Annotated in this window: 18 protein-coding genes; 5 read left to right on the forward strand and 13 right to left on the reverse strand. The window is 67.8% G+C overall.

The genetic code is table 11. From position 1 onward, the window contains the following. The first annotated feature begins 11 nt into the window (after positions 1–11). Together L1087_RS03155 and L1087_RS03160 are read left to right on the forward strand one after the other, a co-directional pair. Positions 12–998, forward strand: a complete 987-nt coding sequence (locus tag L1087_RS03155; protein WP_234557584.1) for a lipocalin family protein — start codon at positions 12–14, stop codon at positions 996–998. A gap of 46 nt (positions 999–1044) precedes the next feature. Then, a complete protein-coding gene (locus L1087_RS03160; protein ID WP_135259776.1) occupies positions 1045–1698 on the forward strand; it encodes a flavodoxin family protein in 654 nt (217 codons plus the stop codon). A gap of 4 nt (positions 1699–1702) precedes the next feature. Here the strand turns inward: L1087_RS03160 and tsaB are convergent, their stop codons facing one another. Further along, positions 1703–2251: a tRNA (adenosine(37)-N6)-threonylcarbamoyltransferase complex dimerization subunit type 1 TsaB gene (tsaB, locus tag L1087_RS03165; RefSeq protein ID WP_135343515.1), complete on the reverse strand. Its 549-nt coding sequence runs from the start codon at positions 2249–2251 to the stop codon at positions 1703–1705. A gap of 26 nt (positions 2252–2277) precedes the next feature. Here tsaB and L1087_RS03170 point away from each other — a divergent pair, with 26 nt between their 5' ends. Beyond that, on the forward strand, positions 2278–4128 hold the full coding sequence (locus L1087_RS03170) for an aldehyde ferredoxin oxidoreductase family protein (RefSeq protein ID WP_234557586.1): 1851 nt from the start codon (positions 2278–2280) through the stop codon (positions 4126–4128). A 170-nt stretch (positions 4129–4298) separates the two neighbouring features. On the opposite strand, the gene L1087_RS03175 is transcribed toward L1087_RS03170, so the two are convergent. The 6 genes from L1087_RS03175 to L1087_RS03200 are packed head-to-tail and all read right to left on the reverse strand — an operon-like array spanning position 4299 to position 9425. Beyond that, a complete protein-coding gene (locus L1087_RS03175) occupies positions 4299–4973 on the reverse strand; it encodes a DUF58 domain-containing protein (protein ID WP_234557587.1) in 675 nt (224 codons plus the stop codon). Next, positions 4970–6733, reverse strand: coding sequence for an adenosylcobalamin-dependent ribonucleoside-diphosphate reductase (locus L1087_RS03180; RefSeq protein ID WP_234557588.1), 1764 nt, complete (start codon positions 6731–6733; stop codon positions 4970–4972). Before L1087_RS03180 ends, L1087_RS03175 begins: the two co-directional genes overlap by 4 nt. 9 nt (positions 6734–6742) lie before the next feature. Further along, complete coding sequence (gene glpX / locus L1087_RS03185; RefSeq protein WP_135343512.1) at positions 6743–7711, reverse strand: class II fructose-bisphosphatase; 969 nt, start codon at positions 7709–7711, stop codon at positions 6743–6745. 18 nt (positions 7712–7729) lie between these two features. Further along, positions 7730–8368 (reverse strand): bifunctional phosphoribosyl-AMP cyclohydrolase/phosphoribosyl-ATP diphosphatase HisIE, encoded by a 639-nt coding sequence (gene hisIE, locus L1087_RS03190; protein ID WP_234557589.1) that lies wholly within the window; start codon positions 8366–8368, stop codon positions 7730–7732. A 5-nt stretch (positions 8369–8373) separates the two neighbouring features. After that, a complete protein-coding gene (hisF, locus tag L1087_RS03195) occupies positions 8374–9132 on the reverse strand; it encodes an imidazole glycerol phosphate synthase subunit HisF (protein WP_135259769.1) in 759 nt (252 codons plus the stop codon). Then, entirely contained in the window at positions 9129–9425 is a 297-nt protein-coding gene (locus L1087_RS03200; protein WP_234557590.1) for a PDDEXK family nuclease, read from the reverse strand. Before L1087_RS03200 ends, hisF begins: the two co-directional genes overlap by 4 nt. Positions 9426–9486: 61 nt before the next feature. Between L1087_RS03200 and trmFO the strand changes: the two genes are divergently transcribed. Continuing rightward, positions 9487–10800, forward strand: a complete 1314-nt coding sequence (gene trmFO, locus L1087_RS03205) for a methylenetetrahydrofolate--tRNA-(uracil(54)-C(5))-methyltransferase (FADH(2)-oxidizing) TrmFO (RefSeq protein WP_234557591.1) — start codon at positions 9487–9489, stop codon at positions 10798–10800. Here trmFO and L1087_RS03210 read toward each other — a convergent pair. Genes L1087_RS03210 through L1087_RS03230 form a run of 5 tightly spaced genes read right to left on the reverse strand, consistent with a single transcriptional unit; the run spans position 10777 to position 16312 of the window. Continuing rightward, positions 10777–12237: a Mur ligase family protein gene (locus tag L1087_RS03210; protein WP_234557592.1), complete on the reverse strand. Its 1461-nt coding sequence runs from the start codon at positions 12235–12237 to the stop codon at positions 10777–10779. The two genes, trmFO and L1087_RS03210, sit on opposite strands and share 24 nt — an antisense overlap. Then, positions 12234–12842, reverse strand: coding sequence for a deoxynucleoside kinase (locus tag L1087_RS03215; RefSeq protein WP_234557593.1), 609 nt, complete (start codon positions 12840–12842; stop codon positions 12234–12236). The genes L1087_RS03210 and L1087_RS03215 overlap by 4 nt, the downstream gene beginning before the upstream one ends. An 8-nt stretch (positions 12843–12850) precedes the next feature. Then, positions 12851–13459 carry a deoxynucleoside kinase gene (locus L1087_RS03220; RefSeq protein WP_038041786.1) on the reverse strand — a complete coding sequence of 203 codons (609 nt, stop codon included), beginning with the start codon at positions 13457–13459 and terminating at the stop codon, positions 12851–12853. Positions 13460–13479: 20 nt separating this feature from the next. Then, on the reverse strand, positions 13480–14529 hold the full coding sequence (locus L1087_RS03225) for a S1C family serine protease (RefSeq protein WP_234557594.1): 1050 nt from the start codon (positions 14527–14529) through the stop codon (positions 13480–13482). A 4-nt stretch (positions 14530–14533) separates the two neighbouring features. Further along, on the reverse strand, positions 14534–16312 hold the full coding sequence (locus tag L1087_RS03230; RefSeq protein WP_234557595.1) for an arginine--tRNA ligase: 1779 nt from the start codon (positions 16310–16312) through the stop codon (positions 14534–14536). Positions 16313–16442: 130 nt separating this feature from the next. Here L1087_RS03230 and L1087_RS03235 point away from each other — a divergent pair, with 130 nt between their 5' ends. Next, positions 16443–17453 carry an RCC1 domain-containing protein gene (locus tag L1087_RS03235; protein ID WP_234557830.1) on the forward strand — a complete coding sequence of 337 codons (1011 nt, stop codon included), beginning with the start codon at positions 16443–16445 and terminating at the stop codon, positions 17451–17453. Here L1087_RS03235 and uvrC read toward each other — a convergent pair. After that, the gene (gene uvrC / locus L1087_RS03240; RefSeq protein ID WP_234557596.1) at positions 17440–19224 is read right to left on the reverse strand and encodes an excinuclease ABC subunit UvrC; all 1785 of its coding nucleotides are present in this window, start codon (positions 19222–19224) and stop codon (positions 17440–17442) included. The genes L1087_RS03235 and uvrC overlap by 14 nt on opposite strands. Positions 19225–19237 lie beyond the last annotated feature (13 nt).

Here is a 19237-nt window from a genome sequence, read left to right on the forward strand (position 1 = left end):
AAAGTGAGGGTATGCGGCGCCTTTTCCTTCTTCCCCTGCTCCTAGGGGCTTGCGCCCCGGCCCTTTTGGGGGTGGACCCCCAAAGGCTTCCCGACCCCAAGGACTGGGACCCCAAGCCCGCTCCCTTGGAGTGGTGGTACGCCTCGGGCTGGGCCGAGCCCTACGCCTTCCACTTCGCCTTCTTCAAGGCCTACGCGCCCCCCTCCTTCCGCATCCTGGGCCTTCCCGGAAGCCTCTTCGGGGCCTTCCACGCCGCCCACCTGGCCCTCACCGACCTGCGCACGGGGGAGAGGGTCTTTCTGGAAGCTTCTGACCAAGACCTCTGGGCCCCCCGGGGCCGGGCGGAGGTGGGCCCCTACCTGGAGGTCTTTGGCTGGCGCTTCTGGCGGGAAGGCGAGGGCTTCCGCCTCCTGGCTGGTCCCGTGGACCTCGCCTTCCTTCCCCTGAAGCCCCCCGTGGTCCATCCCCCCGGCTACTCGGGCACCGAGGCCACGGGGCGCCTCTACTACCAGTCCTATACCCGGGTGGGAGCCGCTGGCCGCATCCAGGGGGAGGAGGCCCGGGGGGAGGCCTGGCTGGACCACCAGTGGGGGGAGCAGCTTTCCGGGCTTTCCGCCACCTGGGACTGGTTCGGCCTGCACCTTTCCGACGGCTCCGAGCTCATGGCCTACCAGGTGAAGGACCGGGAGGGCCGGGTGGTCCAGGTGCTGGGGAGCCGGGTGGACCCCTTAGGGCGGTCGGAGGCCCTGGAGCTGGCCTTCGTGCCCCTCGAGGCCTGGACGAGCCCCTCGGGCCGGACCTACACCCTCGCCTGGCGCCTCCTGGGGCCGGAGCTGGACCTTACCCTCCGTCCCCTCTTCCTTGAAGGGGAGATCCTCTCCCGCACCACCCGGATGGCCTACTGGGAGGGCCCCGTGACAGGGGAGGGAACCTTTAGGGGGTACGCGGTGCGGGCCCGGGGCATGGGGGAGTTCGTGGCCGGGCCTTGGCGGCCCTAGGATGCGCCTGCTATGCTAAAGGAGGTTTAGTGCGTGGGTGATATTTATGGGCTTACGCGTGCTCGGCGTCAACGCATCGGCACGGACGGATGGGTTTACGGCGGAGTTGCTGGACGAGGTTCTGGAAGCGGCTAGGCGCAAGGGGGCTAGCACGGAGCGCCTGGACCTGGTGAAGCATCCCTTTCCCTTTTGCGCCGGGAACTACTCCGTGGACCCCTTGGCTTGCGGCCCCGATACCTGCGTGCAGGGGCCTTGGGACGGCTTCGGCAAGGTGGCGGAGAAGATCCTGAACGCCGATGCCGTGGTCTTCGCCACCCCGGTTTACTGGTTTAGCGCCTCCGCCCGCATGAAGGCCCTCCTGGAGCGCATGACCTCCATGGAGAACCAGGGCCTCCTGAACCTGGGCAAGCCCATGGCCCTTTTGGCGGTGGCGGAGGAGGAGGGGGCCAGCCAAGCCCTTTCCCAGATGCTCCTGCCCCTCAGCTACATGGGGTTTGTCCTGGCTCCGTTGGGTCTGGTCTACGCTCACCGCCGGGGGAACGGGCGCCTGGCGGAGAACGCGGAGCTCCTGGAAGACGCCCGCATCGCTGGGGAAAACCTGGTCCTGATGGCCGAGAGGTTGCAGGGTGCCTCTTTCCGGGAACCCCTTCCCAGCTACCAGTACCGCCTTCCCCACCTCCCTGGGGCGGCTGCCGATTGAAGGGTCAGAGGTAGAGGGGCGCCACCCCCTCGCGGGCGAAGGGGAGGAGGTCGTAAAGGGCCCGGGGGTCCGGAGGGGGGTCCAGGAGGAGGCCCGTGGGGGGAAGCTCCTCCGCCCGAAGCTTGCGGGGAGGGAGAACCTCTATGGGCCTTCCCTCCCGCCTGGCGTAGGTGGCCCCGTAGTAAAGGCGGTTTCTGGCGGTAAAAAGGGGGGTAAGGGGAGGGCCACCCTCCTGCAGGAAGGGCCAGCAGGCGGCAAGAAGGGAACTCACGGCTAAGACCCTGGCCCCCTGGGCCAAGGCGATGCCTAAGCCCGCCGCCAGGGCGATGCGGAGGCCGGTGTAGGAGCCCGGGCCTTCCCCCAGGACGAGGGCGCCGATCTCCTCCTTCCGCGCCCCCACCTTGGCAAGGAGTTCGTCCAAAAGGGGGAAAAGGCTTTCCTCGTGCCGCCTTTCCACGCGTACCACCCTTCCCACCCCCTCCTCTCCCTGGAACAGCCCTAGGGCAAGGTAGGGGGTAGCTGTGTCCAGGGTTAGGGTCCACACGGAGGGCATCTTACCGGATGGGGTAGCATGGGGCCATGCCCAAGGGTTACCACGACCGCGTGGCCTTTGTGGACCTCTCCACGGGGCGCATCTGGTACGAGAGCTACGGCGAGGCCTTCTGGCGGAAGTTCCTTGGGGGGCGGGCCTTGGCCGCCTACCTCCTCCTGAAACACGTGCCTTCGGGGGCCGACCCCCTGGGGCCGGAGAACGCCTTGGTCTTCGCCCCCGGGGTCCTCACCGGCACCCCTATCTCCGGCTCGGGGCGGAACACCGTGGCCGCCAAGAGCCCCCTCACCGGGGGGTACGGGGACGCCGAGGGCGGGGGGTTCTTCGGGGCCGAGCTGAAGAACGCCGGCTTGGACGCCTTGGTGGTCTTAGGGCGGGCGGCGGAGCCCGTCTACCTGCACGTGGAAGGGGGGGAGGTGTCCCTCCACCCTGCGTTTCACCTTTGGGGCAAGGACCCCCTCGAGGTGGAAGCCCTCCTCAAGGAGGCCCACGGGGGCCAGACCCGCATCGCTCAGATCGGGATCGCTGGGGAAAACCAGGTCCTTACCGCCAACGTGATCCAGGACCTGGCCCACTTCGCCGGGCGGGGGGGCCTGGGAGCGGTGATGGGGTCCAAGCGCCTCAAGGCGGTTTCCGCCCGGGCCAGGAAGGAAACCTTGCCCGCCTACCACGACCCGGCCCTTCTTAAGGAGCTGGCCCGCCGCATGGCCAAGGAGCGCATGGACCGGGCGGCGGGCCTGGTCACCATGGGCACCGTGGGCACGGTGCGGCCCTTCAACCTGCGGGGGGTGCTCCCTAGCCACAACTTCCTGGACGGCTACCTGGAGGGGGCCGAGGCTCTGGACGGCACCAGCTTAGACGCCTTGGGCATCCGCATCGGCCGGGACACCTGCTACGCCTGCGCCATCCGCTGCAAGCAGGTGGTGAAGATCGAGGGCACGGGCAAGTACGACGTGCGCCCGGAGTACGGGGGGCCCGAGTACGAGGGGCTTGGGGCTTTGGGCTCCACCTGCGGGGTCACCGACCCCTACGCCGTCACCAAGGCCAACACCCTCTGCAACCAGTACGGCTTGGACGTGATCGGGGTGGGGGTGACCGTGGCCTGCGCCATGGAGGCGGTGGAGCGGGGCTACCTGGACGACGAGGGGCTGGGGCTCCGCTTTGGCAACGGGGATGCCCTCATCGCCGCCATCGAGCGGCTGGCCCGCAAGGAGGGGCGGCTGGGGGAGCTTCTGGCCTTGGGATCTAAGCGGCTAGCCGAGGCCCTAGGCCACCCGGAGCTGGCCATGCAGGTGAAGGGCCAGGAGGTGCCCATGCACGACCCCCGGTTCAAGCGGGCCCTGGGGGTGGGCTACGCGGTGAGCCCCACGGGGGCGGACCACAACCACAACCTGCACGACACCGCCTTCGCTAAGGAGGGGAGGGCCTTAAAGGAGCTCCGTTTCTACGGGGAAGACTTCCAGCCCCTGCCCATAGAGGACCTTTCCGAGGCCAAGGTGCGCATGCTCTGGACCAAGACCCGGGAGCGGGGCTTTGTGAACAGCCTGGTGATGTGCGACTTCGTGCCCTGGACCCCGGAGGAGTGGCAGGAGGCCCTTTACGCCGCCACGGGCTGGCGGCTTTCCCCTAAGGAAATGCTGGAGGTGGGGGAGAGGGCTTTGCAGCTCACCCGGCTTTTCAACCTGCGGGAGGGGATTGGCCCAGAGGAGGACCGTCTTCCCGAGCGCTTTTTCCAGCCCTTCCGCCAGGGGAACCCCGAGGCCCATCTGGACCCCGGGGCCTTCCAGGAGGGGGTGCGCACTTACTGGCGGCTAGCGGGCTGGGAGGGCGGGGTGGACCCGGCCCGCCTGCAGGCCCTAGGCCTAGGGGAGTTCGCCTGAGTCCCCCAGGGTGGCCCAGGCCACGACGGGGTGCTTATGCCCTTTGCTCCTGAGCCCTTCCCCTGGCGGAGGCCCTGGGTACCCTTTCACCGGGGCCCCCACGGGGACGAAGTCCCCGTGGGGTGGTATCACCGGGGCCCCCACGCGGACAGAGTCCGCGTGGGGTGGTGTTAGAGGGGCTCCAGCACCCCCTGCCGTAGGAGGGCGGGAAGGGGGGGTTCCCCCACTCGGAGAAGGGCGTACCGTCCGCGCAGGAGGGCCAGGAGGCGGAGGGCCTTAAGGTGGGCGCCCAAGGCCTCCCGGTAGGCCCTCACCTCCTCTGGCCCCGCGGGAAGGGCTTCGCCGGTTTCAACGTCCCTTAAGAGGACCTCCTCTAGGGGTGGGGCCAGTTCCACAGGAGCCAAAATCTGGACCAGCACCACCCGCTTCGGGAGGATCCTGGCCCAGGGCAAGGGGTCCAGGCCGTCGGTGAGGAGGACCAGGGTGCCCCGTCCCGGGGGGATCTCCGCAGGCTTTCCCCGGAAGAGCCGGGCTAAGGGGTCTTCCTGGCGGGCGATCTTGAGGAGGAGCCCCGCCACCTCTTCCGCGTAGGAGAGCTTCCCGTGGAGGCGCATGCTTTGGCTTTCGTCCAGAAAGAGGCGGAAGCGGGCCCTCTCGGGGGCGGTTTCCACCCGGGTGTAGAGCCTCCCCGTCTTGGCGTAGGCCCGCCAGTGGACCCTGCGCACCTCGTCCCCGGGGGCGTAGGGGCGAAGCTCAAAAAACTCACCCCCTAGGCCCTTCCGGCGGGCCACCCTTTCCCCGGGGTAGGGGAGGTAAGGCCGGCTGGCGATGCGGTAGCGGGTCATGCCGTCTGGCAGAAGGTGCAGACCCCCACGGGGGGTAGGGGTTCGATGACCTCCTCCCGGCTGCCCTCGCGGAAGACGGTGATCCCCTTGCACCCCTCCTTCCAGGCGGTGAGGAAAAGCCTCTCCACCACCTCTTTGGGGGTCTCCCGGGGCAGGTTCACCGTGGAGGAGATGCTCTGGTCAACATGCCGTTGAAGGAGGGCCTGGAGGCGCACCCTCTGGAAAGGATCCACGGTGTGGGCCGTGGGCCAGTCGGGGATTTCCCCGCCTTTTTCCTTGCGGTAGCGACGAAGGAGGGGGTGCTCCGCTAAGAACACCTGCCCCCCGGCGTGGCGCAGGTAGGTGAGGGCGAAGATGGGCTCGATGCCGCTCGTCACCCCCGCCAGGATGGAGATGGAGCCCGTGGGGGCGATGGAGAGGAGGGCCGCATTTCGGAGGCCCTTCTCCACTTCCCGGATCAGGTCCTCAGGGAGGTCCTGGATGAAGGGGCTTTTCAGGTGTTCCTTGGGGTCAAAGGCGGGGAAAGGCCCTTTTTCCCGGGCCAGGCGGGCGCTTGCCCGGTAGGCGGCCTCCTTGATGCGGCGCGCTACCTCCTCGGCGAGGCGGAGGCTTTCCTCCGAGCCGTAGGGGAGGCCCAGCATGGCCAGGGCGTCTGCCAAGCCCATGAGCCCAAGGCCAATCCGGCGGCTTCGCAAGGAGGCCTCCCGCTGGGCCCTTAAGGGGTGGCGTCCCTTCCCCAGGTCCACCACGGCGTCCAGGAAGCGAACGGCCAAGGCGGTGGCTTCTTCCAGGGCGGCGAAGTCCAGATGGGCTCTTTCCGAAAAAGGCGCCCGCACAAAGGCCGCTAGGTTCAGGCTCCCCAGGTTGCAAGCCCCGTAGGGCTCCATGGGGACTTCCCCGCAGACGTTGACCCCTTCCACCTCCATCCCCCCGTACTGGGCCGTGGCCCAAGTGCGCACTCGGTCCCAGAAGAGGAGGCCGGGTTCGGCGCTTTGCCAGGCGGCCTCCACCAGGAGGTCCCAGGCTTCCTTGGCCCGGATGGTGCGGGTTATGTGCTCCCGGGGTGTGGTGAAGGAAAGTGTCCAGGGTTCGTCGGCCAAGGCGGCTTGTAGAAAAGCGTCCGTGGTCCTTAGGGAGATGTTGGCGTGGCGTACCTGGCTTCGCTCGGGGTCAGTTTTGACCCGGAGGAAGTCTAGGAGGTCGGGATGGGTGTCGGAGAAGGTGAGCATGAGGGCTCCCCGCCGGCCGCCGCTGGCTCCCATGACCCCGGCCAGGGTGGAGAAGAGCTCCATGAAGCTCACCGCCCCCGAGCTTTCCACCCCGGCGTTCCCCACCTTGGCCCCCTTGGGGCGGAGGACGTCGGCGTTGGTGCCCACCCCGCCCCCGTAGGCGAAGGTGCGGGCGGCCTCGTCCAGGAAGCGGGTGATCCCCCGCACCGAGTCCTCCCGGATGGGGAGGAAGTAGCAGTTGAAGAGGGTGCTTTTGCGCCAGTTGCCCAGGCCGAAGAGGATGCGCCCCCCGGGGACGAAGCGGAAGTCGGCGAAAAGCCAGGCAAGCTCTTGGGCGCCGCCTTTGATGACCCGGGAGGCCTCCCGCACCAGCCGCCGCTCCATCTCCTCCGGGGTGGCCTCGAGGAGCCTCCCCTCCCGGTCGCGGAGGGCGTAGCGCCTGAGGAAGACCGAGGCCCTTAGCTCATCGCCCCCGAAGAAGTCCAGGGCAAGCTTTAGGGCCTCGGCTTCGCTGTAGGTGCGCTGGGGCACGCCCTTAGCTTACACCCGGATGGTGACCCGGGCGCCGGTTTCGAAGAGGTGGATGGAATCGATGAAGCGCACGATGCGGGTGGCGTGGCCCATGACCACCGAGTGGGTTCTGGCCCCGCCCCCGAAGAAGCGCACCCCCTGGAGGATGTCTCCGTCGGTGATGCCGGTGGCGGCGAAGACGATCTCCTTTCCGGGGGCCAGGTCCTCCGTGCGGTAGATGCGGTTTTCGTCCCCCCCCATGGCCTTGAGCCGGGCTCGTTCCTCCTCGTTTTGCGGGGTGAAGCGGGCCTGGATCTCCCCGCCCAGGCACTTTAGGGCAGCGGCGGCCAAAACGCCTTCGGGGGCTCCACCAATCCCCATCACCGCGTGCACCCCCGTGCCCCTTATGGCGGCGGCCAAGGCCGCGATCACATCCCCGTCGGAGATGAGCTTGACCCGGGCCCCCGCTTCCCGGATTTCCCGGATGAGCCTTTCGTGGCGGGGGCGGTCCAGGACCACGATGACCAGGTCCTCCACCGAGCGTTGCAGGGCCAGGGCCAGGGCCTTCAGGTTGGCAGAGACGGGCCAAGTGAGGTCCACAAGCCCAGCGGCGGGCGGGGGGACGATGAGCTTTTCCATGTACATGTCGGGGGCGTGGAAGAGGCCCCCTTTCTCGCTGAGGGCGATCACGGTGACGGCGTTGGGCAGGCCCTTGGCGGCGGTGGTGGTGCCCTCCACCGGGTCCACGGCGATGTCCACCTCCACCCCGCCCTGGCCCAGCACCTCCCCGATGTAGAGCATGGGGGCCTCGTCCATCTCCCCCTCGCCGATGACCACGGTGCCCTTGATGGGTAGCTCGTTCAGCACCTGGCGCATGGCCTGGGTGCCGGCCTCGTCCACCGCCTCCTTGTCTCCCTTGCCCGCATAGCGGCTGGCGGCCAAGGCGGCCTGCTCCGTGACCCGCACCACCTCGAGGACCAGTCGGCGCTCGATTTCCATGCTTCCATCATACCGGGCCTAACTGGAGGCTCCCGGTCGTCCCTGGGGTTTGTGCCTTTCCCAGAGGGTGTGGGCCAGGTCCTGGAGGCCGACCCCGGTTTCCGCCAGGACCAGGAGGAGGTGGAAAAGGAGATCAGAGGCCTCCCAGCGCACTTCCTCCGGGCTTCCGTTCTTGGCGGCGATGATGACTTCCCCCGCCTCCTCCCCAATCTTTTTCAGGATGCGGTCCAGCCCCTCCCGGTGGAGCCGGGCCACGTAGCTCCCCTCGGGGAGGGTCCTAAGGCGCTCCTGGATGGTGGCGTAGACCTGGCCCAGCACGAAGCCCAGGTCGGGCTCGCCGGAGAGAAGGGGACGGTGGAAGCAGGTGCGCTCCCCCGTGTGGCAGGCAGGGCCGTGGGGGATCACCCGGTAGACCACCGCGTCGCCATCGCAGTCCAGGAGGACCTCCACCACCTCCTGGGTGTGCCCGGAGGTCGCCCCCTTGCGCCAGAGGGCCTGGCGGCTGCGGCTGAAAAAGGTGCTCCGCCGCGTCCTTAGGGTTTCCTCCAGGGCCTCCCGGTTGGCGTAGGCCAGGGTCAGGACCTCCCCGGTGCGGGCGTCTTGCACCACCACCGGGACCAGGCCCCGCTCGTCAAAGCGCACCGCGCTCAGGTCCATAGGCCCTAGTCTAAGCGCACGTGCACGCCCTTTTCCGCCAGGTAGGCCTTGAGCTCGGGGATGGGGATCTCCCCGAAGTGGAAGACGCTGGCGGCCAAGGCGGCCTCGGCCCCGGCGGCAAAGGCCTCGAGGAAGTGCTCCTTCCGCCCCGCCCCTCCGCTGGCGATGACGGGCACGCTCACCGCCTCGGCCACCCACCGGGTGAGCCTGAGGTCGTAGCCCTCCTGGGTGCCGTCCCGGTCCATGCTGGTGAGGAGGATTTCTCCTGCCCCCAGCTCCACCCCCCGCACCGCCCACTCCACCGCGTGCAGGCCCGTGGGGATGCGCCCCCCGGCGATGTAGACCTCGGGGAAATCCCCCTTCCAGCGGGCGTCGATGGCCAGGACCACCGCCTGGGCGCCGAAGTGGTCGGAAAGTTCGGCGATCAGCTCCGGGCGCCGCACCGCTGCCGAGTTCACGCTCACCTTGTCGGCGCCTGCGAGGAGAAGCTTCCTGGCGTCCTCCAGGCTCCGCACCCCACCCCCCACGGTGAGGGGGATGAAGACGGACTCCGCCACCTGGGCCACCACCTCCAGCAGGATGGCCCGCTCCTCGTGGGTGGCGGAGATGTCCAGGAAGACCAGCTCGTCGGCGCCGGCCTCGTCGTAGGCCTGGGCGGCTTCCACGGGGTCGCCCGCATCGCGGAGGTTCACGAAGTTAACCCCCTTGACCACGCGCCCCGCGTGGACGTCCAGGCAGGGGACGATGCGCTTGGCCAGGCTCATAGGGGAGGGCTCCAAAGGATTTCTGCCTGGGGAAGGAGGAGAGGGGCGATCCTTTCCCCTTTCTTTACCAGAAGGCGGTGGCGGTAGGCGGTTTCCTGGGGTTCCCGGTAGACCGCTTGACCCAGGGTACGGGTGGCCAGGGTCTGCAGGAGCCAGTCCAGACGCCCCGCGTGTTCGCTGGAAATGGGGGCCATCTCGTAGACCTCGCCTTCCAGTAACTCCAGGCGGGCTTCCGGCTCCAGGGCCGAAAGGGCTAAGACCTCCTCCACCTTAAACCGGTGCCGCACCGCCATAGGGTCATTCTAACCGCCCTCGCCCTTTTCCCAAACCAGCCCGGGTGGTACCATCTAAAGGATGGAACGGGTGACGGTGGTGGGCGGCGGCCTGGCGGGAAGCGAGGCCGCCTGGACTCTGGCGAGGCTGGGGGTTCCCGTGCGCCTTTACGAGATGCGCCCTAAGAAAATGACCCCGGCCCACAGCACCGGGGGGCTGGCGGAGATCGTCTGCTCCAACTCCTTGGGCGGGGAAGGCCCCACCAACGCCAAGGGCCTCCTGCAGGCGGAGATGCGCCGGGCGGGAAGCCTCATCATGGAGGCAGCCTTCAGGGCCCGGGTGCCCGCCGGCGGAGCCTTGGCCGTGGACCGGGAGGAGTTCAGCCAGTACATCACCGAGAGGCTGGTCCAGCATCCCCTGGTAGAGGTGGTGCGGGAGGAGGTGGTAGAAATCCCTAAAGGGATCACCATCCTAGCCACGGGGCCCCTCACCTCGGACGCCTTGGCCGAGGCCATAAGGGGGCGCTTCGGCGACCACTTCCTGGCCTACTACGACGCCGCAAGCCCCATCGTCCTCTACGAGAGCATTGACCTCAGCAAGTGCTTCCGCGCTGGGCGCTACGCGCAAGAGGCGGACTACCTCAACTGCCCCCTTACGGAGGAGGAGTACCGCCGCTTCTATGAGGCCCTCCTCGAGGCGGAGCGGCACACCCCCCATGAATGGGAAAACCTGCAGTACTTTGAGGCCTGCGTGCCGGTGGAGGAGCTGGCTCGAAGGGGCTACCAAACCCTTCTCTTCGGCCCCATGAAGCCCGTGGGCCTCAAGGACCCGAGGACCGGCAAGGAACCCTTCGCTGTGGTGCAGCTCCGCCAGGAGGATAAGGAGGGGCGCATGTGGAGCCTGGTGGGCTTCCAGACCGGGCTCAAGTGGCCCGAGCAGAAGCGTCTCATCCAGATGATCCCTGGGCTGGAAAACGCCGAGATCGTGCGCTACGGGGTGATGCACCGCAACACCTACCTGAACGCCCCCATTCTCCTGCGGGAGACCCTGGAGTTTAAGGAGGAGGAAGGCCTTTTTGCCGCCGGGGTTTTGGCGGGGGTGGAGGGCTACTTGGAAAGCGCCGCCACGGGATTCCTGGCGGGCCTGAACGCTGCCCGGCGCTACCAGGGGTTAAAACCCGTGGCCCCGCCGGAGGAAAGCATGCTGGGGGGGCTGGTCCGCTTCCTGGCCACCGCCAATCCCCAGGGCTTCCAGCCCATGTACGCCAACTGGGGGCTGGTCCCTCCGGTGGAGGGAAGGATGGTCAAGAAGGAGAAGCGGGAGGCCATGTACCATAGGGGCCTCAGGGCCTTTGAGGCGTGGGTGGCTTCCCTAGGGATGCTCGCCGCCACCTAGGCCCAGGGCCTTTAGCCCCTCCAGGGCCACCGCCCTCTCGTCCCAGGGCAGGGCCTGGGTACCCCTTTCCAGGGTGCGCTCGTGCCCCTTGCCCGCCAGGAGCACCGTGTCCCCCTCCCGGGCCTCGGAGAGGGCACGGAGGATGGCCTCCTTTCGGTCGGGCACCAGCTCGTAGGTGCCCCCCTCTCGTGCGGCTGCCTCGGCCATGGCTTGGAGGATGGCCCCTAGGTCCTCCGTGCGGTGGTCCTCCTCGGTGAAGAAGGCCTTGTCCGCCAGGCGGGCGGCCACCTGGCCGATGTCCTCCCGCCTCCTGGGGTCGCGCTCCCCTGCCGCGCCCACCACCAGGAGGAGGCGCCCCTTGGTGGTGCGGCGCAGGGTTTGGAGGGCGGCCTCGAGGCTCTTGCCGGTGTGGGCGAAATCGATGACCACCCGGAAGGGTTCTTTTTGCACCATCTCCATCCGCCCCGGCACCCCCCTGAAGGTGGCAAGGCCTTGGAGCACCCCCTCCAGGGGAAGCCCAAAGGCCAAGGCGGCGGCGCTGGCGGCCAGGGCGTTGTCCAGGTTGTAGGCGCCCAGCATGGGCAAGAAGGCCTCCCCCGAGCCCCAGGGGGTGTGCAGGGTGAAGCGGAGGCCTTCCGCCTCCTCCCGCAGGCCCTCCCCCCAGACCTCCCCCCCGGGCCCGAAGAGGAGGTGGGGCCGCCCCTTGAGGCGCTCCAGGTGGGGGAGGGCGGCGTTCAGGACCGCAAGCTCCGAGCGCTCCACCAGAAGGGCCTTGGCCCCGAAGTAGGCCTCCGCCGTGCCGTGGAGGTCCAGGTGGTCGTCGGGGTAGAAGCTCACGAAGACCCCCACCCGGTAGGCGAGGCCTTCCACCCGCTTGAGGGCCAGGGCGTGGCTGCTGACCTCTAGCACCGCCGCCTTCAGCCCCCGCTCCGCCGCTTCCCGCAAGAAGGCGTAGACCTCCGGGGCTTCTGGGGTGGTGAAGTGGCCCATGGGGGGGCGGGCCTCCTCCCCCAGCCTCAGGGCCACGGTGGAGAGGAGAGCCGCCTGCTTGCCACCGGCTTGCAGGAGGTGGTGGAGGAGGCTGGCGGTGGTGCTTTTTCCCTTGGAGCCCGTGACCCCGAGGAGGGCGAGCCTCCGGTCCGGCTCCCCGTGGAAGCGCCGGGCGAGGTGGGCCAGGGCCAGGCGGCTATCCGCCACCTGGAGGTAGGGGACGGGGAGGGCCAGCGCCCGTTCCCCCACCACGGCGATGGCGCCTTTTCTGAGGGCCTCGAGGATGAAGTCGTGCCCGTCCAGGGGCTTGCGGTGGGGGAGGGGCACCCCCGGCACGGCCACGAAGACAAAGCCCGGCTCCACCCGCCTCGAGTCCAGGGTGATCCCCCGCACCGGGAGGGGCGGGGCCTTTAGGCCATAGGGGGCGAAAAGCTCCTCCAAGGTCATGGCTTGATCCAGGAACGTAGGGCTGCAAGAAGGGCTTGGCGGTCCTCCTCCTTCTCCACGAAGTCTATCCGGTCCGCCTCCACCACGTACACGGGGGATAGGTTCCAGGAGGCGATGAGTTCCTCGTAGAGGGCGTTGAGCCCGAGAAGGTAGCGGTCGGGGAGGTTTTGCTCAAAGGGCCTTCCCCGCTTCTTGATCCGCTCCCTTAAGGTGGGTAGGCTCGCCCGGAGGTAGATGAGAAGATCGGGCTTCCTGAGGGCTGGGGACACGCTCTGGAAGAGGTCCAGGTAGGTCCGCCAGTCCCGCTCCTTCAAGTGGCCTTCCCGGTAGAGGTTCTGGGCGAAGACCAGGGCGTCCTCATAGACCGTGCGGTCCTGCACCACGGCCTTCGCCCCGTTCACCTCCAGGAGGTGCTGGCGCAGCCTCCGGGCCAGGAAGAAGACCTGGGAGTGGAAGGCGTAGGCCCCCATATCCCGGTAGAAGTCCTCCAGGTAGGGGTTTTCGCTCACCGCCTCGTACACCGGCTTCAGCCCGAAGGCCTCTGAGAGCAAGGCGGTGAGGGAACTTTTGCCGCTACCGATGTTGCCGGCGATGGCCAGATACATGTTGGACCTCAGATGGTCCTGCCGTCCTGGGCAAGGTGGGCCTTCACCAGGGCCACCACCCGGTCCTGGTCGGGGCCGGGTTGGCTGTAGTCCAGCTGGTCCGCTTCCAGGACCAAAAGGGGATGGGCGTAGCGGGCAAAGTGACGCTCGTACGCTTCGGAGAGGGCCTCGAGGTAGGCGGGGTCCATCCCCTCCTCAAAGGGCCTGCCCCGTTTCCTTATCCGCTCCAACAGCACGGGCACCGGGGCCCTCAGGTAGACGGTGAGGTCGGGTGGGGGAAGCTTCAGGGAAAGCTCCCGGTAAAGGTCCAAGTAAAGGTTCCACTCGGGGCCCTCCAGGTTGAGGCTCGCGAAGATGGCGTCCTTGTCAAAAAGGTAGTCGGCCACCACCCCACCGAAGAGGGGTCTTTCCCGGAGGCGGGAGAGCTGCCGGTAGCGGGAAAGGAGGAAGAAGACCTGGGTCTTGAAGGCGTAGCGCTTTCGGTCCTGGTAGAAAAGGGGCAGGAAGGGATTTTCCTCCACCACCTCCAGAAGGGGCTCGGCCCCAAACCTTTGCGCAAGAAGCTGGGCCAGGGTGGTTTTGCCCGCACCGATGGGGCCTTCTATGGCGATGTACACGCTTACCTCCGCAGGGTAGCCTAACGGCTGGCAGGCCGGGCCACCATGGTGAGGGTGACCTCGAGCCTTCGTCCCTCCCGCCAAAGGGTTAGCCGCACCCGGTCCCCAGGGCGGTAGCGGGCGATGAGGCGGACCACCTCCGCTTTATCCTTCACGGCCTTGCCGTTCACCGCCAGGATCACATCCCCCAGGGCCAAAAGCCTCCCCTGGGCGTCCCGCTGGGCTCCCCTTAGGCCGGCCCGGGCCGCGGGGCTTCCTGGATCCACCCGGTCCACCATGGCCCCTTGGGCCGTGGTGAGGCCCACCGCCCTGAGGAGCACCGGCGGAAGTTCATCCAGGCTGACCAGGCTGGCCCCCAGCCAGCCCCGCTGGGGAATGCCAAACCGCTCTAGGTCCCGTACGCTTTGGGCCACCAGATCCGCCGGGATGGCCACCCCGATTCCACCCACCCCCGAGGGTCCTCCCACCACGTCCGCCACCACCCCGATCACCTCCCCTTGTAGGTTGAGAAGGGGACTACCCGAGTTGCCCACGGTGAGGGGGGCGTCGGTGAAGAGGTACTCCCCCACCTCGGCCCCCACGCTGGGGTCAGGGGAGGGGACCTCGAGGGGGCCTATGCCGGAGAGGATCCCGTAGGAGGCCAGGGGTCCTTGTCCGAAGGGAAACCCCACCACCACCACCCCCATGCCCAGGGGAAGGCTGGTGCTGGGGGTCTTGCTGAAGGCCAGCACTCGAGGGGCCTGGAGGCCGCGCACCGTGAGGAGGGCGAGGTCAATCCCTGGGTCCACGGCGAAGCGCTCCGCAGGAAAAGTGCGCCCATCCGTGAGGCGGACGGTAAGGTCGGCAAGGCCCTGGACCACGTGGTAGTTGGTAACCACCCGGAAGGGGCTCACGAAGAACCCCGTACCCACCACCTGGTTCTCCCCAGGGGCGGTGGGGGAGCCCTGGACCCGGACCACCGCGGGCAGGGCCCTCTGGATCACCTGGCTTCGGGCCACCTCCTCGGGGGAGACCAGGCGCTGGCCCAGGGCCAAGAGGGAAAGGAGGAGGGCGGCGAGGACGAGGCGCATGCCCTTACATTACCTCAGGGGCGGGGATGCCCAGGAGGGAAAGCCCCGTCTTCAGGGTTTCTTGCAGGCTCCTCACCAGGCCAAGGCGGAGTTCCCTCAGGCCCTGGGGTGCCGTGAGCACCGGGGTGGCGGGCCTCCCGTCCTCCTTGGCGTTGTAGTAAGCGTTCCAGCTGGCGGAAAGGTCCAGCAGGTACTGGGCCAGGACGTGGGGGGTTTTCTCCTCGGCGGCCTCCAGCACCGCCTCCTCAAAGTCCAACAGGGCCAGGGCCAGCTCCCGCTCGTACGGGGTGGCCTGGGCGAAATCGGGCTCGCCCCACGCCCCGGCCTTGCGCAGGATGCTGTGGGCCCGGGCGTGGGCGTACTGCACGTAAGGCCCCGTGTCCCCTTCAAAGGAAAGGGCCTCGGCGTAGCGGAAATCGATCTGCTTTTTGGGTTCGGTCTTCACCATGGCGAAGCGGATGGCTCCCAGGGCCACCATCTTGGCCGCTTCCTCCTTGGCGGGGTGCCTGGGGTTCTTCTCCTCGATGACCTTGAGGGCCCGCCGCTCTGCCTCCTCCAGGACCTCGTCCACGCTCACCGCAAGGCCCTTCCTCCCCGACATCTGCTTGCCCTCCAGGAGCACGGTCTCGTAGGCCAGGTGGAAGGCGCCTTCCGCCAGATCCGGCCTCCCCGCCAGGGCCAAGGCCGCCCGCACCAGGGCCTGGGGGTGGCTTTGGCGCACGTCGATGACGTTCACGGTTTCCTTGGCCGCTGGGGTGTAGGGCTCCCCCTCGGGGGCGCTGGTCCTTAGGGCGGGGTAGTAGGGGTTTTCGTAGGGACGGAAGGGGAGGCCCTGGAGGAGGCCCATCTTCCAGAACTGGAAGGCGATGTCCTTGGCGTAGTAGGTGGCCGCCCCCCCGGAGCGAACCAGGACGAAGTAGGGGTCTTCCAGCCCGGGGATGAAGGGGCTTGCGTCCATGACCAAAGCCCCGGCGTACTTGCCCTCAGCGGGGCGGAAGACGTGGGGGCTTCGTTCCAGGATTTCCAGAGCCTGGCCCAGAAGCCCCGCCCGCACGATGTCCGACTCCCAGACCAGAAGGTCGTAATGAGCATTCAGGGCCTTCATGGTGGCCATCTGGGCCAGGAGGATGCGGTTGACATCTTCCCTGAGTTCCCCCCGCTCCAGGGCGTGGAGGACTTCCTCTATCCCCCCCTGGAGGCTTTCGTACTCGGGGTCCTGGTGGAGGCGCACGTAGGCCCTGCCGGCGAAGTGGTCGTACTTCTCCTTCCCGTCCCAGGTGAGGCCGTAGTGCCTTAGGGCGAAGAGGGTTTCCGCTGCCTGGCGCCCGGTGTCGTCGATGTAGTTCAGGACCAGGACCTCCCGCCCCGCATAGGCCAGGATGCGGGCCAGGCTGTCCCCGAGGGCGATGTTCCGCAAGTGGCCCACGTGGAGCTCCTTGTTGGGGTTCACCGAGGTGTGCTCCACCAGGACTAGCCCTTCCCGCTTGGGGAAAGGCCCCTTGGGCCTCAGGGCTTCCTTCAGGAGGTCTTCCGTGCGGATGCGGAAGTTCAAATACCCCCCCACGGGGATGGTCTCCTCCACAAAGGGGGGCAGATCCAGGCGGGCCTTGAGCTCCTCGGCGATGGCCTGGGGGGGTTTCCTTAGCTCCTTGGCCAAGGCGAAGAGGGGTACCCCGTAGTCCCCGGGCTTGTCCTTGGGGGCCCGGGCCACCTTGAGGCGGAGGTCCAGGCCCAGCTCCTTAAGGGCGGTGTGAATGGCCTCTTCCAGGGCGCGGCGCACCATCAGGGGGTTATCTTACCCCAGGTGTTTAAGGTGGGTTTAGGCGACGCTGGTTAATCTGGGAATCAGAATGGGATGGCAACGGTGGGGTGGGTTAACGCTCTTGTTCCTGGGGGTAGCCCTTTCCCAGGGCATGTTGGCGGCGGGCTCTGGGCATAGCCTCTTCCTTAAGCAAGGCGTGGTTAAACTGGGCGCTTTGTGGGGATGGGGCTGGAATTACCATGGCCAGCTGGGAGACGGAACCTTTTTAAATCGTAACCGCCCGGCGCTTTTGCTGCAGGGTGTGGTGGCCGTGGCGGCGGGCGAGGGCCACACCCTGGCCTTGGACCCAGAGGGGAGGGTGCTGGCCTTTGGCCGCAACGAGGAGGGCCAGCTGGGCTTGGGTTCCTTGGCCAGCCAAGGCCGGCCGGTGCGCGTGGAGGGGTTGCCCAGGATCGTGGGCGTGGCGGGAGGATACGCGCACAGCCTTTTTCTGGCGGAGGGCGGGGTGGTGTACGCCTCTGGGGCCAATGGGGAGGGCCAACTAGGCGATGGCACCTACGAGATGCGGAAGTCCCCGGTGCGGGTTCAGGGGCTTCCCCCGATAATGGCGGTGGCGGCGGGGTACTTCCACTCCTTGGCCATCACCCGCGAGGGGCAGCTTTACGCTTGGGGGGCCAACCTTTCGGGCCAGCTGGGGGACGGCACGGTGGAGTCCCGCTCCCGGCCCTTGCCGGTGGAGGGCTTATCCGCGGTGGTCCAGGCCGTGGGTGGGGGTAGCTTCAGTGCGGCCCTCTTGGGGGATGGCTCGGTGTATGTCTTCGGTCTGGATTCCGCTACACCAAAGCGGCTTGCAGGCTTGCCGCCAATAGTGGCCTTGGCGGCGGGCCGGGAGCACCTCCTTTGCCTGACCCGGGAAGGGGAGGTGTGGGCCTTAGGGGCCAACGAGTCCGGTCAGCTGGGGGACGGTACCCAGGAAGGGCGGATGGAGGCCCGCCGGGTGGAGGGTTTAAGAGGAGTCGTAGCCATTGCGGCTGGGGATGCCCATAGCCTGGCCCTGACCGGGGAAGGAATCCTATATGCCTGGGGAAGGAATGAGTACGGGCAACTGGGCGACGGAACCCGGGAGAATCGCCTCAGGCCAGTGGTGGTCAAGTTTCCTTAACAGGGGCATCCAGGGCAGCTTTTAAAGCCTCTGCGACCTTGCGGTTCATGCCGGCCAGGCGGGCAAGCTCCTCCAAAGGGGCTTCCCTCAAAGCCTTAAGCCCCCCGTAGCGCTCCAGGAGGAGGCGCTTGCGGGTTTCCCCGATGCCGGGTATGCCGGCAAGCACCTGGAATAGCTCCTGGCTCCTCCGCTTTTGGTGGTAGCGGAGGCCGTTTTGGTGGGCCTCGTCCCGCAGATGGATGAGGAGCCTTAAGGCGGGGTGGGTGAGGGGCAGGCGGATCTCCCGCCCCTCAGGGGTGATGAGGACCTCCTCCTTCTTGGCCAGGCCCACTAGGGGAAGGCGGAGCCCAGCCTGCTCTAGGGCCCTTGCCGCCGCCCGCACCTGGCCCAGGCCGCCGTCGATGAGGAGGAGGTCGGGGAGGGGAAGGTCCTTGAGGCTTCCCGTATAGCGGCGAAAGACCCCTTCCTCCATGGCGGCGTAGTCGTCGTTGCCCGCCTTGAGGCGCATCCGGCGGTACTCCGCCCGCTTGGGCCTTCCCCCCTCAAAGACCGCCAGGGAGAAGACCCGGGCCTGGCCCTGGAGGTGGCTTACGTCGTAGCCCTCGAGGCGGTAGGGCCGGGTGGGCAGGCCCAAGAGCTCCTGCAGGGCCTTGAGGGCGGGGTGGTCCCCGCGCCTTTCTCGGAGCTTGAGCTCGGTTTCCAGGGCGAGCCGGGCGTTCCTCTCGGCCAGCTCCAGGAGCCGCGCCTTCTCTCCCCTTTGGGGCACCCTAAGCTCCACCTTGCGCCCGGCCCGGCGGCGGAGGAGCTCCTCCAGGCCCTCCAGGTCCTCCAGGGGGAAGGGGAGGAGGATGAGGGGGGGGAGGGGGGAGGCCTCGAGGTAGTGGTCCCTGAGGAAGGCCCAGAGGATTTCCTCCGGGCTCGTCTCCTCCTTCTCCACCACCCGGCTAATGCGCCCCAGGATGCGGCCCGAGCGCACCTGGTAAAGCTGCACCACGGCCAAAGGCCCCGCCTGGGCCAGGCCCAGGAAGTCCAGGTCGCCCAGCTCCGGGTCAAAGGCCTGCTGGGCAGTGGAGAAGAAGGCCTTGAGGGCTTCCATCTGGTCGCGGAGCTCCGCCGCCCGCTCGAACTCCAGCCGCTTGGCCGCTTCCCGCATCTTGGCCTCCAGCTCCCTTAGGAGCCCATCCACCTTTCCCTCCAGCACCGCCTCCACCTGGCGCACCACCTCCCCGTAGGCCACGGGGTCGGCTAGGCCCACGCAGGGGGCTAGGCAGCGGCCCATGCTGTAGTTCAGGCAGGGGTAGCGCTTCCTTTTCATGGGGTAGCCCGAGTTCTTGCGCAAGGGGAAGAGGCGGTCGATGAGGGTTTTGATGCGCCTAAGGGCGCTGGCTTCGGGGAAGGGCCCGTAGTACTTGGCCCCGTCCGCCTCCACCCGCCGCACCACCAGGAGTGTGGGGAAGGGCTCGTGGGTGAGCTTCAGGAAGGGGTAGTGCTTGTCGTCCTTGAGGAGGACGTTGTAGGGCGGGCGGTGGGCTTTGATGAGGTTGGCCTCGAGGAGGAGGGCCTCCACCTCGTCCCGGGTGGCGATGAAGTCCAAGGCGGTGGCCTCCTCCGCGATGCGGGCCGCCTTGCCCTCGGCGTGGAAGTAGCTCCGCACCCGGGCCCTGAGGTTTTTGGCCTTGCCCACGTAGAGGACCTCCTCCCCCCGCCGCCAGAGGTAGACCCCGGGGGCCTCGGGGAGAGGAGGAAGCTCGGCAAGCCGCACAAGCTTCATTGTAGAGTGCCCC

Origin of the sequence: Thermus tengchongensis, from assembly GCF_021462405.1 — a bacterium.
GTDB lineage: Bacteria > Deinococcota > Deinococci > Deinococcales > Thermaceae > Thermus > Thermus tengchongensis.

Coding starts and splice junctions, on each gene's coding strand:
- L1087_RS03155 (WP_234557584.1), top strand. CDS start 12: ATGCGGCGCCTTTTCCTTCTTCCCCTGCTCCTAGGGGCTTGCGCCCCG.
- L1087_RS03160 (WP_135259776.1), top strand. CDS start 1,045: ATGGGCTTACGCGTGCTCGGCGTCAACGCATCGGCACGGACGGATGGG.
- tsaB (WP_135343515.1), bottom strand. CDS start 2,251: ATGCCCTCCGTGTGGACCCTAACCCTGGACACAGCTACCCCCTACCTT.
- L1087_RS03170 (WP_234557586.1), top strand. CDS start 2,278: ATGCCCAAGGGTTACCACGACCGCGTGGCCTTTGTGGACCTCTCCACG.
- L1087_RS03175 (WP_234557587.1), bottom strand. CDS start 4,973: ATGACCCGCTACCGCATCGCCAGCCGGCCTTACCTCCCCTACCCCGGG.
- glpX (WP_135343512.1), bottom strand. CDS start 7,711: ATGGAAATCGAGCGCCGACTGGTCCTCGAGGTGGTGCGGGTCACGGAG.
- hisIE (WP_234557589.1), bottom strand. CDS start 8,368: ATGGACCTGAGCGCGGTGCGCTTTGACGAGCGGGGCCTGGTCCCGGTG.
- hisF (WP_135259769.1), bottom strand. CDS start 9,132: ATGAGCCTGGCCAAGCGCATCGTCCCCTGCCTGGACGTCCACGCGGGG.
- L1087_RS03200 (WP_234557590.1), bottom strand. CDS start 9,425: ATGGCGGTGCGGCACCGGTTTAAGGTGGAGGAGGTCTTAGCCCTTTCG.
- trmFO (WP_234557591.1), top strand. CDS start 9,487: ATGGAACGGGTGACGGTGGTGGGCGGCGGCCTGGCGGGAAGCGAGGCC.
- L1087_RS03210 (WP_234557592.1), bottom strand. CDS start 12,237: ATGACCTTGGAGGAGCTTTTCGCCCCCTATGGCCTAAAGGCCCCGCCC.
- L1087_RS03215 (WP_234557593.1), bottom strand. CDS start 12,842: ATGTATCTGGCCATCGCCGGCAACATCGGTAGCGGCAAAAGTTCCCTC.
- L1087_RS03225 (WP_234557594.1), bottom strand. CDS start 14,529: ATGCGCCTCGTCCTCGCCGCCCTCCTCCTTTCCCTCTTGGCCCTGGGC.
- L1087_RS03230 (WP_234557595.1), bottom strand. CDS start 16,312: ATGGTGCGCCGCGCCCTGGAAGAGGCCATTCACACCGCCCTTAAGGAG.
- L1087_RS03235 (WP_234557830.1), top strand. CDS start 16,443: ATGTTGGCGGCGGGCTCTGGGCATAGCCTCTTCCTTAAGCAAGGCGTG.
- uvrC (WP_234557596.1), bottom strand. CDS start 19,224: ATGAAGCTTGTGCGGCTTGCCGAGCTTCCTCCTCTCCCCGAGGCCCCC.